Consider the following 11,381-nt stretch of genomic DNA (forward strand, 5'->3'; position numbering starts at 1 on the left):
GCATGCGCAGCGAGGCGACACACGGTCACGCGGGCCCCGGCCCGGCACACGGTCACGCGGGCCCCGGCCCGACCACGCAGGCCGGGATCGGGCGGGACGGGCTCCCGCCCGGCCCCCGGCTTCCGAGGATCCTGCAGGCGGTGCTCGCCCTGTCGGCTCCCGCCGTCGTCTTCCCGGCGGCGGCCCGGCGCTACGGGGTGCCGTTCACGCTTGATCTCATGCCCGCCGGACGCAAGGTCGTCGCGGTGTCCGAGCCCGCGCAGATCAAGGACGTGTTCGCCGGCTCGCCGTCGGTCTTCCACGCCGGCAAGGGCAACGACCTGCTCCGTCCCCTCCTGGGCGAGCACTCCCTGCTCCTCCAGGACGGTGACGAGCACGCGCGCGCCCGGCGGCTGCTGGCGCCGGCGTTCGGGCGGCGCGAGATCGACGGCTACCGCACGCTCGTCGAGGAGGTCACCCGCGAACAGCTGGACCACTGGCCGCGGTCGGGCCGCGTCCGCGCCCACGTGCTGCTCAACCAGCTGACGCTCGAGGTGATCCTGCGGGTGGTCTTCGGGGTGACGGACTCGGCGCGCCTGGACCGGATGCGGCCGATCGTCGCCCGGGCGGTCGATGCCGGCCCGGTGGTGATGATCGGCCTGGGGATCCCCGCGCTGCGCCGGCGGTGGCCGTGGAGCCGGGAGGTGCGGGACCTCGAGACCATCCACGAGTTCCTCGGTGAGGAGATCTCCGCGGCCCGCCTGGACCCGGCCCTCTCCGAGCGGCGGGACCTCCTGGCGTTGCTGGTCCGCGCCTCGGCGGCCGACGCGCAGGGACTGTCGGACCAGGAGCTGCGTGACCAGCTCATGACTCTCGTGGCGGCCGGGCACGAGACCACGGCCACCGCGATGGCGTGGTCGATGCTGGAACTGGCCCGCCACCCGCGGGTCCAGGACAGGTGTGTGGCCGAGATCACCGAGCGCGGGTCGGAGTATCTCGACGCCGTGCTCAAGGAGGTCCTTCGGTTGCATCCGGTGGTGCCGATGGTGATGAGGGAGCTGCAGGAGCCGGCCACCGTCGGCGGGCGGACCTATCCCCGGGGGGTGACGATCTCGCCGTCGATCGTCCTTGCCCACCGCGCCGCGGCCACCTACGCCGGGCCCCGTGAGTTCGACCCGGGGAGGTTCCTCGGCGAGGTGCCCACGCCGACCGAGTGGCTGCCGTTCGGCGGTGGCGCGCGCCGCTGCATCGGGGCGTCGTTCGCGATGATGGAGGGCCAGGTCATCCTGCGGCAGGTGCTGGAGCGGTATCGCCTGGAGCCGGTGGGCAGCGGTCGCGAGTGGCCGCGGTCCCGCAACGTCACCCTGTACCCGTGGCGCCGTGCGCGGGTGGACCTGCGGCGGCGCTGAGCCCGGCCTGCGGGCCTGCGGGCCCGCAGCGCTCCGTGGGCCCTCAGTTCCTCCTCAGGGCCGTCCGGTCCGCTTCAGGACCGCCCGGGGGCCGGATCCGCCTGTGTGACGGGTGGTGGGCAGGAGGTTGACGGGACTCAGATGTGCGTTTCGGTGGAGATTTTCCTACCGTGGAGGCTGTGAACGCTTCAGAGACGTCCCCGCGGCAGCCCGAAGCGCACCGCGCCTCGGTCACCCGTATGTACACGTGGATATCCGAGAACGGCAGACTGATCGAGCAGGTCAGGGTCGTCCCCAAGGGTGATTCCACCCGCGCCCGCGGTCGGATCGTCGCCGCCGCCGGCCCGGACAACCCCGCCTTCACCGTGGAGTACGAGGCTCAACTCGGCGCCGACACGACCCTGCGCCGGGTGTGGCTGACCCTCACCACGGAGGAGCACGAGCGCACGATCGACCTGGTCTGCGACGACGAGGGGGCCTGGCTGCTCGAGGACTCCTCCGGGACCCGCTCCCGCGTGGGCGGCGACGGCGTGGTGGACGTGGACATCACCTACAGCGTGTTCTTCGCCAGCGTCATGATCCGTCGCCTGGGTCTGCACGCGCAGCCGGGTTCCGAGGACGTGCGGGTGTTGTCGGTGGATTCCATGACGCTCGACGTCACCGAGGACACGGTCACCCTCTCCAGCGACGACGAGCAGGTCCACGGCATCACCGCCACGGCGTCGACCAGCGCGACGGTCGACGCCGACGGCGTGATCATCGACGTGCCGGGGCTCAGCCGCCGGGCCTGAACGGCCTGCCGCCGGGCCTTTCAGAGCCTGTCGGCGAGCCTGACCGCCCTGCCCGCGGCGCCCGCCTCGCGGAGCGCCTCGAGCCACCCGGCCGCCCCCGGCGTGACCTCCGCCGGTCGGAGATCGCCGCCGGTGCGATCGGCCTGCGCGTCCTCGTAGGCGCGCCGCGCGCGGTGGCCGTCGTCGACGAGCGGCCCCAGCGTTCCCCGCTCTGTCAGCGACGCCCGCGCGGCCGCGAGGTCGGCGAGGCATTCGTCCAGCACGTCCAGCAGCGCGTCCCGGTTGGGTTCGCAGATGGCGCGCACCAGATCGGGCGCGGTCCCGGCGACGCGGGTGCCGTCGCGGAACGACCCTGCCGCCAACGAGAGCGCGAGGTCCCCGCCCCGGCCGCCCGCCAGCGCGAGCGCCTCGGCCAGCACGTGCCCCAGGTGGGAGATCCGGGCGACGGCCGCGTCGTGGTCGGCGGAGGTCGCCGAGACCACCCGTGCGCCGGTGTCCAGCGCGAGTCGCGCCACCCGTCCCCAGGTGTCGGGGTCGGCGTCGTCGTCGGCCGCGACGAGCCACGTGGCGCCGCGGAACAGGTCGGGGTCGCCTGCGTCCCAGCCGGAGTGGGCGGTGCCGGCCATGGGGTGCCCGCCGACGAACCGCGCCCCCAGTCCGTGACGTCGTACCGCCTCCAGCACGGGGCCCTTGACGCTGATCACGTCGGTGAGGGCGACGGTGGGTGCGTGCTCGGCCACCGCGCCCAGAACCGACTCAAGGGCGGGGAGGGGGACGCCGACGACGACGAGGGCATCCGCCTCCGCGGCCCGGCGGAGTGTGGTGGGCAGATCCGTGGTGACGTCGAAACCGGCGGCGGTGGCGGCCTCGGCGCCGGCGGGGGAGCGGTTCCAGCCGAAGGCCCGATCGGGGCCGAGGGCCCGCAGGAGCGAGCCGCCGATCAGGCCGACCCCGAGCACGCACACGTCCGCCGTCACCGTCACCTGACAAGGTTCTCACAGCAGACTACGGTTGAGCCCATGCCCAGCAGCTCCGACCGACTCTCCCGCGACTCCGACGACGACTCGGTCACCGGCATCGCACTCGGGGTGGTCCAGGACGGCGGTTCCTGGCAGGTCACCCGTCTGGACGACGCCGCCCTCACCAGTCTCGACGACGCCGCCCGGCAGGTCCGGTCGCTGCGCGCGGAGGGGCCGTCGTTCGGGTTGGTCGACGTGGACCACGAGTTCTTCGTGATCCTGCGCCCGGGCCCGTCCGGGATGCGGCTCATGCTCTCGGACGCGACCGCGTCGCTGGACTACGACCTCGCCGCGGATGTGCTCGACGAGCTCAACGTGGACGTGCCCGACATGACCGACGAGGAGCTCGAGCAGACCGACCCGTGGGGCGAGGGCGACATGGCGATCCTCGACGACATGGGCCTGCCCGCCGGGGTGTTGGAGATCATCGTCTCCGAGACCGACCTCTACGCCGACGAGCAGCTGCAGTCGGTGGCCGAGCGGATGGGCTTCGGCGACGAGTTCGAGCGGCACCAGCCCGACTCGTGAGCCCGGCAGGTCCGGCGCATCCCGGATCGGCGCACCCCGAACACCGGGGCTCCGCGCGGGTGGCCGACGAGATGCTGGTGAGGCGCGCTCTGGCCGTGGCGGTCGGTACCCCGGCCGAGGACGTGCCCGTCGGCGCGCTGGTGCTGGGCCCCGACGGTCGTGAGTTGGCCGCCGCCACCAATCGGCGGGAGGCCGACGGTGACCCGTTCGCGCACGCCGAGGTGATCGCGCTCCGCGAGGCCGCGCGGGTCCTGGGCGACGGTTGGCGGCTGGAGGACTGCACTCTCGTGGTGACCCTGGAGCCCTGCACGATGTGCGCGGGGGCGGCGGTCGCGGCGCGGGTCGGCCGCATCGTCTTCGGTGCCTGGGAGCCTCGCACCGGGGCGTGCGGGTCGCTGTGGGACGTCGTCCGCGACCGACGTCTGGTGCACCGTCCAGAGGTGCGAGGTGGTGTGCTCGAGGACGAGTGTGCGGCCGTCCTGGAGGGTTTCTTCCGCGCTCGTCGATGACGACGGCTGTGCCGGGGTCCACGGCGGGGGAGCCCGTCGGTGACCCGATCGTGACCCGCTCGCGGTGGAGGCCGGCCCGGCATCTCCGTACCGTGGGTCGTGAGAGGTGCCGGACCCCGGCGCCGCGATCGAGAGGAGCACCACATGGGAGTGGGAGACAAGTTCTCGAATAAGGCCGAGGAGCTGGGCGGCCGCGCCAAGGAGTCGGCCGGCGCCGCGACGGGAAACCGTGACCTGCAGGCCGAGGGCCAGGCCGACCAGGGCGAGGCCGGCATCAAGCAGGGTGCCGAGAAGCTCAAGGACAAGGCCAACGAGGCCGCGAGCAAGCTCACCGGCAACGACAAGTGAGTTGCCGCAGCTGACTTCTCGCCTCTGGCCTGGCGATTTTCGTCCGGGGCCACTGGTGAAGTAGCCTAATCGGCGGTGGCGTGTCCGAGCGGCCGAAGGTGCAGCACTCGAAATGCTGTGTTGGGTAACCCCCAACCGTGGGTTCAAATCCCACCGCCACCGCCACGGGGAGAGCCCCGGATCTCGAGAGAGGTCCGGGGCTCTCGCCATTCCACCCCCTCGCCCGTGGCAGCCGTTCCCGCGCCTGGCCGCCCCCTCGGCAGCCGCCCCCGCGCCAGCCGCCCCTGACGATGGCGTCTCGCCTGCCCCGCGGTGGGTGCGAGACGCCATGGCGACGGGCGGCTGTGTGTGGGGCAGGAGCGGGCGCAGGCGAGCCCCGCTCTCAGGGGTGGCCGGAGGAGTCCTCGACGAAGTCCGGCAGTGTCACGACCGAGTTTAGGGTCGACAGCGCCGCATCGATCACGGTGTCCTGCGGCAGACCCGACTCCTCGCCCAGCAGGGCCAACTCCTCGGTGCCGGCCAGCCACGCCCGCGTGAGAGCGAGTGCCAGGGGGTCCGGGTCGTGCACCCCGAGGCTGTCGAGGATCCGCAGACTGATCGTGCGGTGCATGCCGTCGACGACCTTCTCCAGCACCGGATCCACCGCGCGGCCCGAACGCAGGACCGCCACGTAGTTGTCGCGACGCCGCTGGATGTAGCGCACCAGTGCCGTGATGATCGCGCGTGTGCTGTCCTCGGCGTGCGCGCCCACCGGGATCTCGGTCAGCGACAGCACGTGGTCGGCCGCCGCCCGCACGACCGCCGTGAGGTAGTCCAGCTTGGTGGGGAAGTAATGGAAGAGCAGGCTGCGGGACACCCCGGCCCGCTCGGCCACGTCGTCCAGCGACAGGGCGTGGAAAGGCACGGTCTCCAGCAGACGGATCCCCAACACGATCAGCTGTGAACGGCGCTCGTGCTTGGAGAGCCTACGGCCACCTGATGTGGTCATCGCCCCACCTCGTCGTCGTACTCTCGGGCGCGCACGTCGCGCCCCCCGACGCCGACGACTACGCCCCCCGTGCCGACGTACCTCTCCATCTTAGGGTCACGTCCGCAATCCGCGACCGCCATGCCACGATGGAGTGATGCCGGACAACGACACGCCCACCACCCGCGCGACCACCTTCGACGTGGGCGAGCGGATGGTCCTCGACGGGACGGCCGGCGGGCGGACGGGCGTCATCCACACCCCGCACGGCGACATCGCCACCCCGGCGTTCATCCCCGTCGGCACCAAGGCCACCGTCAAGACGCTGACCCCCGAGCAGGTCCGCTCCACCGGCGCCCAGGCGGTCCTGGCCAACGCGTACCACCTGTACCTGCAGCCCGGCCACGAGGTCATCGACGCCGCCGGCGGGCTGGGGGAGTTCATGCGCTGGCCCGGGCCCACCTACACCGACTCGGGCGGCTTCCAGGTGATGAGCCTGGGGGTGGGGTTCAAGAAGGTCATCGAGATGTCGGCCGGTGCCAAGCCCGACGACAAGGCCACCAACAAGGGGCAGGGGCGGCTGGCGAAGGTCGACGAGGACGGTGTCACCTTCACCTCGCACCTCGACGGCTCGCGGCACCGCTTCTCGCCCGAGGTGTCCATGCGGATCCAGCACTCGCTGGGCGCCGATATCCTGTTCGCGTTCGACGAGCTCACCACGCTGATGAACACGCGGAAGTACCAGGAGAGTTCGGTGGAGCGGACCCGGCGGTGGGCGCAGCGCTGCCTCGACGAGCACGAGCGGCTGTCGCAGGAGCGGGGGCACCGGCCGGGGCAGTCACTGTGGGGCGTGATCCAGGGTGCGCAGTTCGAGGATTTGCGGCGGCAGGCCGTGCGCGGGCTCGTGGAGATGAGCGAGCGCGCCGAGGCCGAGGGGCGACGAGGCTTCGGGGGCTACGGGATCGGCGGCGCGCTGGAGAAGGAGAACCTCGGAACGATCGTCGGCTGGTGCACCGAGGAACTGCCCGAGGACCGGCCGAGGCACCTGCTGGGGATCAGCGAGCCCGACGACATCTTCACCGCCGTAGAGAACGGCGCCGACACCTTCGACTGCGTCGCGCCGACCCGACTCGCCCGCCACGGCGGGATCTACACCCTGGACGGGCGGGTCAACATCACCCGCGCCCAGTTCCGCCACGACCACACCCCGCTCGACCCCGAGGGCCCGTCCGAGGTGTCGCGCGAGTACAGCCGTGCCTACCTGCATCATCTGTTCAAGGCCAAGGAGTTCCTCGGCTCCACCCTGCTCACCCTGCACAACCTCGCCTTTGTGGTGCGGCTGGTCGACGAGGTGCGCGCGGCGATGGCGGCCGGGCCCGACGAGTACGTCGACTACAAGGAACAGTTCCTGGGGCGGTACTACTCGGGACGCTGATCCCTGGCCGCCCTGGCCGCGCGGCCAGGGCGCCCGGCCGCCCGTATCCGGCGGCGGGATCAGCTAGTTGATCTCGTAGGTCACGGAGACGGACACAGTGAGGTCCTGGCTACCGGCCTCGATCGGCGTCGAAGCTGCGCCGTCTGCCAACGACCTCGAGACCGGAAACGGAGTCGCTTCGGTCTCCGGTACCTCGGTGATCGACTGCACCGCCCCCAACTCCGCCCCGGCCGCCTCGGCGATCTGTTGGGCCTGTTCTTCAGCTCGCGTGACCGCCTGCGCCCGGGCCTGGGCCCTGAGGTCGCTGTCGTCGTCAATGGAGAACGTCAACTGCTGAACCCGGATCGCGTCGCCGGCGGCGCCCGCCGCTGCATCGATGAGATCGCCACTCCTGTCGACGTCGCGCAAGGTCGCCGTCACCTGGTTCGTGACGATGTATCCGTCGATGCTGCCGCTGGGCAGGAAATTGGGCTGCACCGACAGGTTCTTGGTGGCGATGTCCTCCTCTTCGACGCCCTGGGCCTTGATGGTCTCGATAAGGGATCGGGCGCGTTCCGCGTTGTCGGTCAGCGCTGTGCTGGCGTCAGTTGCCCGGGTCTCGACGCCGAGCACGATGGTGACGGTATCGGGAGAACCGGTGACGATGCCGGTTCCCTGCGTGCTGATGACCCGCGGATCCTCACTCTGACCCGAGCAACCCGCCAGGAGCAGTGCGGCGGTGAGGAGTGCGAGTGCGGCGGGTACGCGGGGTGAGGCCATACGTCACTATGACGCAGGAACCGACATAGGCGGGCCTACGCGTCGGTCTTGGTCGACCAGCGGATGAGCTCCGCACGACCGAGGCGACTCGTAGGTGTCGGTGCTGCGTGCGACGCTGCGCGCATGACGAACCAGACCAGAAACGATCACCCCCACGACGACCTCGAGAGGCGCTCGCCGTTGGGCGTCCTCCTGCACAGTCCGGTACGCGATAGCTCAGAAAAGAGTGAGACGTGGCAGACCGCCGCGTTCAACCTCGCGGAGAAGGCGCTTCGAAAGGCGCTGGCCGGGGATGACGCCGCGGTTCGGCGACTGATCAGCAGAATGGCGGATCTGGAGTTCGTCGAGCTCATGGTTAGGTGGCCACAGCTGGTGGCCGCCGACCAGATTCTCTCCGGGGTGCTCGAGCAAGGTGTAGAAGAGTTCGAGGAGGAGAAGGATCTGTGCGAGGCGGCGTACTTCGACGAAGACGACGAACTGATCGCCGAACTAGAGGAGGAGGAGCCCCGGGTCTCGGTGGCGACTGGGATCTACAGAGCCGCGTACGGGGCGGACCCAGTGGCATTCGCGACGCTCCGGGCATCGATCCTCGACGTGCTCTCCGACCCGTGGAGACAGCGATGCGGCGGGGTCCACAACGACGGGTTACAACGGGTGGCTGACAGGTTGCCGGAGGGGGCCAGAGCTCGGGACCTGCCCCGAGAACGCATCGAGAACGAACTCGCGGGCGTGATCCGGGCTCACCTGGTCCTGGCAGCACGCATGGTCGAGGAGTTTCGCGCGCCGTTGAACTCGACCTAGGACTCGAAGTAGAGCGGGTAGTGCAGCGAGCAGCCCGGGTTGAACGCCGTGCCGCAGGCCGGGCAGGCGTCGACGGCCTGGTACTCGCTGATCGTCAGCGTGGTCCGGCACGCGCCACAGAGCAGGGCATCGGTGTCGAACTCGTCCCGCGGCCACACCGACAGCGCATGGTCGGTGGCGTCGGCGTGGCAGCGGAAACAGGGATAGAACTCGCCGCAACAGTGGAAGCGGATCGCGATGACGTCCAACGGGCCGTGGTAGTGGACGCACCTGGTCTGGTCGTCGACCGTCGCCCCCAGCACCGCCACCGCGGCAGGTCGAGCGGCATCGCGCCCTTCGTCTGCGTCCCGGTCAGCGGAAGTCATACCGCCGAGTGTGACAGGGCGGAACCCGACAGGGCGGCCTGATAGCTGGGCTCGCGCTTCTTGATCCACGCGATCACCACGTAGGTCACCGGCAGCAGGACCGCCTCGACGAGGGTCTTCCAGACGAAACCGATGACGACGTAGTTCCAGTAGTCGCCCGAGCCGAGCACCATGCCCAGCGCCGGGGCCGCGATCGTGCAGAACACCAGCGTGTCGGCGAGCTGGCCCACCACGGTCGACCCCAGGAGCCGCGCCCACAGGCTCCGCTCACCGGTGCGGCGCTTCATCCACACCAGGACGTAGGAGTTGAGCAGCTCGCCGACGACGTACCCGGCCAGGCCGGCGAGGAAGAACTGCGGGATGACCCCGGCGACGGCCTCGAACGCATCCTGGTTCTCGTAGAAGTCGGCCGGCGGCAACTGCACGGTCAGGCTGAAGCTCAACGCGGCCAGCGCCAGCACGGCGAAACCGGAGAGCACGACGCGGCGCATCGCCTTGAAGCCGTACACCTCACTGATCACGTCGCCGAGCACGTAGGCCAGCGGGAAGAGCAGGAAGGCGCCGTCGGTGACGAGCCCGTCCATCGAGAGGAACCCGAGTTCGAAGCTCAGGTCGGGGAAGAGGAGGACGCCCTTGGTTCCGGTGACGTTGCTGATGAGCATCACGCCGACGAACAAGGCGATGAGATAGCCGTAGTACGGGCTGGCGACGGTGGCGAACACGGCGCGGCCGGGGAGACCGGCGGAGGCGGCGGACGCGGTAGAAGGGGTACTGGGCGCCGGCTCGGGAGTGTTCCCGTCCGGCCGCCCAGTCCCCAGCTGGTCGGGATTCTGCGAGGAAGTGGTCACGAACGACGATTATCCGCGCCGCCCGCCGCGATGCCGAATCCCTGCCTGTCGAATAGGTCGCGTCGCGCCGCGTCACCGTTGATCGACAAGTCGCTTCCGCACGCGTTGTGCGAGTGGGTCTGCGCGGAACGCTCTTGTCGATGAGGCGGGAGGGCCGGGCTGGGCGCGCGTCGGCCGATCAGGCCACCACCCAGGGGCCGGCCCGCAAGGACTCGGTGGTCACCACTCCATGCAGCGCCTCGATCGAGTCCGCGCCCTCCGGCCCACCGAGGGAGGCCACGATACTGGCGACCGCGGCCCTCGTCGTCGTCCCCTCCTGCGCCAGATCGGCCAGGGTCACCGCGCCGTCCCGCTTGGCCAGACGCTCACCGGCGGCGTTGACCGCGAGCGGCACGTGCACGTACTCCGGGTGCGGCAGCCCCAGCAGGTCGGCCAGATGGGCCTGGCGGGGAGTGGAGGAGAGCAGGTCCTCGCCGCGCACGACCTGGTCGACGCCCTGCTCGGCATCATCGACGACGACCGCGAGGTTGTACGCCCACACGCCGTCACCGCGGCGCAGGACGACGTCGTCGACGACGCCCGTGTACGGCCCGTGGACGCCGTCGGTGATCGTCAGCTCGTCGACCGTCGCGCGCAGTCGCAGCGCAGGCACCCGCCCCGGGCCGAGCGCCTCCCGGCGACGCTCCCGCTCCGCCTCCGGCAGGACACGGCACGTGCCGGGGTACGACCCGGGCGGGGAGTGCGGTGCGCGCGGGGCCTCGGCGATCTCGCGGCGCGAGCAGTAGCACTCGTAGACCAGGCCCTGGTCGGACAGCTGGTTCGCCGCCGCAGCGTAGGCGTGCGTCCGCTCGGACTCCCACATGATCTCGCCGTCCCAGTCGAGGCCGATCGCCGCCAGGTCCGCCAGCTGACGCTCGGCCACGCCGGGGCGCGCTCGGGCGGCGTCGAGATCGTCGACGCGCATCCGGAACGCCCGGCCCGAATCGCGGGCCAGCACCCACGCCGCCACCGCCGTGCGCAGATTGCCCAGGTGCAGGTCGCCCGACGGGCTGGGTGCGTACCGGCCGGCGCCGGGGGTCAGAGGGCTGGCGGGGGATTCCACTCCAACAGGGTAGGCGGCGCGACCGGTGGCCGACGTGGCGGGAAGCGCCGGGTGCGGCGGTGAGCGCCCGCGCGCCGGCGGGAAGCAGCGGGCGCGGCGATGAGTTCCCGCGCCCCGGCGGGCGTGCCGGGTGCGCCGCGAGGTGCCAGACTGGACGGCATGAGCGCAGACGCCGACAACGCCCGCCCCGCCGCCGACGACAACAGCCGCCTGACCGAGGAGCAGATCGCCGAAGGTCTCGCCGACCTGCCCGGCTGGGCCTTCTCGGAAGGGTCGTTGACCTACACGGCCGTGTGCGAGACCCCGCAGGCCGCGATCAACCTCGTCGCCGCGATCGGGCAGGCCGCGAACTCGCAGGACCACCACCCCGACCTGCTGTGGAGCTACGACGAGGTCACCCTCGACCTCCGCAGCCACGACGTCGACGGCGTCACCCAGCGCGACCTCCGGCTTGCTCGGTCGGTGTCCGCGCTGTCCGGGGAGTTCGACGCCACCCCGCTGGGCGTGGGGGAGTAGGGGGC

Annotated in this window: 14 protein-coding genes and 1 tRNA gene; 9 read left to right on the top strand and 6 right to left on the bottom strand. The window is 71.1% G+C overall.

Annotated elements, in window-relative coordinates; translation table 11 throughout:
• The first annotated feature begins 2 nt into the window (after positions 1–2).
• Positions 3–1,388, top strand: coding sequence for a cytochrome P450 (locus VZF99_RS01380; protein WP_407335510.1), 1,386 nt, complete (start codon positions 3–5; stop codon positions 1,386–1,388).
• A gap of 179 nt (positions 1,389–1,567) precedes the next feature.
• On the top strand, positions 1,568–2,179 hold the full coding sequence (locus VZF99_RS01385) for a putative glycolipid-binding domain-containing protein (protein WP_244200797.1): 612 nt from the start codon (positions 1,568–1,570) through the stop codon (positions 2,177–2,179).
• Between the two features lie 20 nt (positions 2,180–2,199).
• On the opposite strand, the gene VZF99_RS01390 is transcribed toward VZF99_RS01385, so the two are convergent.
• The gene (locus VZF99_RS01390; protein WP_407335511.1) at positions 2,200–3,162 is read right to left on the bottom strand and encodes a prephenate dehydrogenase; all 963 of its coding nucleotides are present in this window, start codon (positions 3,160–3,162) and stop codon (positions 2,200–2,202) included.
• 36 nt (positions 3,163–3,198) lie between these two features.
• Here VZF99_RS01390 and VZF99_RS01395 point away from each other — a divergent pair, with 36 nt between their 5' ends.
• From VZF99_RS01395 to VZF99_RS01410, 4 genes are all read left to right on the top strand, one after another.
• Entirely contained in the window at positions 3,199–3,726 is a 528-nt protein-coding gene (locus VZF99_RS01395) for a tRNA adenosine deaminase-associated protein (protein WP_069388832.1), read from the top strand.
• A gap of 71 nt (positions 3,727–3,797) precedes the next feature.
• Positions 3,798–4,235, top strand: a complete 438-nt coding sequence (locus tag VZF99_RS01400) for a nucleoside deaminase (RefSeq protein ID WP_407336158.1) — start codon at positions 3,798–3,800, stop codon at positions 4,233–4,235.
• Positions 4,236–4,379: 144 nt separating this feature from the next.
• A complete protein-coding gene (locus VZF99_RS01405; RefSeq protein WP_120284924.1) occupies positions 4,380–4,583 on the top strand; it encodes a CsbD family protein in 204 nt (67 codons plus the stop codon).
• A 74-nt stretch (positions 4,584–4,657) separates the two neighbouring features.
• A tRNA-Ser gene (locus VZF99_RS01410) sits at positions 4,658–4,748 on the top strand.
• A gap of 217 nt (positions 4,749–4,965) precedes the next feature.
• On the opposite strand, the gene VZF99_RS01415 is transcribed toward VZF99_RS01410, so the two are convergent.
• A complete protein-coding gene (locus VZF99_RS01415; protein WP_120284922.1) occupies positions 4,966–5,571 on the bottom strand; it encodes a TetR/AcrR family transcriptional regulator in 606 nt (201 codons plus the stop codon).
• Between the two features lie 136 nt (positions 5,572–5,707).
• Between VZF99_RS01415 and tgt the strand changes: the two genes are divergently transcribed.
• Positions 5,708–6,985 carry a tRNA guanosine(34) transglycosylase Tgt gene (tgt, locus tag VZF99_RS01420; RefSeq protein ID WP_407335512.1) on the top strand — a complete coding sequence of 426 codons (1,278 nt, stop codon included), beginning with the start codon at positions 5,708–5,710 and terminating at the stop codon, positions 6,983–6,985.
• A 63-nt stretch (positions 6,986–7,048) separates the two neighbouring features.
• Here tgt and VZF99_RS01425 read toward each other — a convergent pair whose 3' ends face one another.
• Positions 7,049–7,744: an SIMPL domain-containing protein gene (locus VZF99_RS01425; RefSeq protein WP_407335513.1), complete on the bottom strand. Its 696-nt coding sequence runs from the start codon at positions 7,742–7,744 to the stop codon at positions 7,049–7,051.
• Positions 7,745–7,867: 123 nt separating this feature from the next.
• Here VZF99_RS01425 and VZF99_RS01430 point away from each other — a divergent pair, with 123 nt between their 5' ends.
• On the top strand, positions 7,868–8,545 hold the full coding sequence (locus VZF99_RS01430) for a hypothetical protein (RefSeq protein ID WP_407335514.1): 678 nt from the start codon (positions 7,868–7,870) through the stop codon (positions 8,543–8,545).
• Here VZF99_RS01430 and VZF99_RS01435 read toward each other — a convergent pair.
• From VZF99_RS01435 to gluQRS, 3 genes are all read right to left on the bottom strand, one after another.
• Complete coding sequence (locus tag VZF99_RS01435; protein ID WP_407335515.1) at positions 8,542–8,910, bottom strand: CHY zinc finger protein; 369 nt, start codon at positions 8,908–8,910, stop codon at positions 8,542–8,544. The two genes, VZF99_RS01430 and VZF99_RS01435, sit on opposite strands and share 4 nt — an antisense overlap.
• Complete coding sequence (locus VZF99_RS01440; RefSeq protein WP_374210718.1) at positions 8,907–9,758, bottom strand: queuosine precursor transporter; 852 nt, start codon at positions 9,756–9,758, stop codon at positions 8,907–8,909. Before VZF99_RS01440 ends, VZF99_RS01435 begins: the two co-directional genes overlap by 4 nt.
• Positions 9,759–9,936: 178 nt before the next feature.
• A complete protein-coding gene (gluQRS, locus tag VZF99_RS01445; RefSeq protein WP_407335516.1) occupies positions 9,937–10,860 on the bottom strand; it encodes a tRNA glutamyl-Q(34) synthetase GluQRS in 924 nt (307 codons plus the stop codon).
• 159 nt (positions 10,861–11,019) lie between these two features.
• Between gluQRS and VZF99_RS01450 the strand changes: the two genes are divergently transcribed.
• On the top strand, positions 11,020–11,376 hold the full coding sequence (locus tag VZF99_RS01450; protein ID WP_407335517.1) for a 4a-hydroxytetrahydrobiopterin dehydratase: 357 nt from the start codon (positions 11,020–11,022) through the stop codon (positions 11,374–11,376).
• The last annotated feature ends 5 nt before the right edge of the window (positions 11,377–11,381 follow it).

Source organism: Dietzia kunjamensis (genome assembly GCF_045689975.1).
Lineage (GTDB): Bacteria > Actinomycetota > Actinomycetes > Mycobacteriales > Mycobacteriaceae > Dietzia > Dietzia kunjamensis.

What these genes read in the sequence shown, in the direction of transcription:
- VZF99_RS01380 (WP_407335510.1), top strand. Translation starts at nt 3, where the DNA reads ATGCGCAGCGAGGCGACACACGGTCACGCGGGCCCCGGCCCGGCACAC.
- VZF99_RS01395 (WP_069388832.1), top strand. Translation starts at nt 3,199, where the DNA reads ATGCCCAGCAGCTCCGACCGACTCTCCCGCGACTCCGACGACGACTCG.
- VZF99_RS01400 (WP_407336158.1), top strand. Translation starts at nt 3,798, where the DNA reads ATGCTGGTGAGGCGCGCTCTGGCCGTGGCGGTCGGTACCCCGGCCGAG.
- VZF99_RS01405 (WP_120284924.1), top strand. Translation starts at nt 4,380, where the DNA reads ATGGGAGTGGGAGACAAGTTCTCGAATAAGGCCGAGGAGCTGGGCGGC.
- VZF99_RS01415 (WP_120284922.1), bottom strand. Translation starts at nt 5,571, where the DNA reads ATGACCACATCAGGTGGCCGTAGGCTCTCCAAGCACGAGCGCCGTTCA.
- tgt (WP_407335512.1), top strand. Translation starts at nt 5,708, where the DNA reads ATGCCGGACAACGACACGCCCACCACCCGCGCGACCACCTTCGACGTG.
- VZF99_RS01425 (WP_407335513.1), bottom strand. Translation starts at nt 7,744, where the DNA reads ATGGCCTCACCCCGCGTACCCGCCGCACTCGCACTCCTCACCGCCGCA.
- VZF99_RS01430 (WP_407335514.1), top strand. Translation starts at nt 7,868, where the DNA reads ATGACGAACCAGACCAGAAACGATCACCCCCACGACGACCTCGAGAGG.
- VZF99_RS01435 (WP_407335515.1), bottom strand. Translation starts at nt 8,910, where the DNA reads ATGACTTCCGCTGACCGGGACGCAGACGAAGGGCGCGATGCCGCTCGA.
- VZF99_RS01450 (WP_407335517.1), top strand. Translation starts at nt 11,020, where the DNA reads ATGAGCGCAGACGCCGACAACGCCCGCCCCGCCGCCGACGACAACAGC.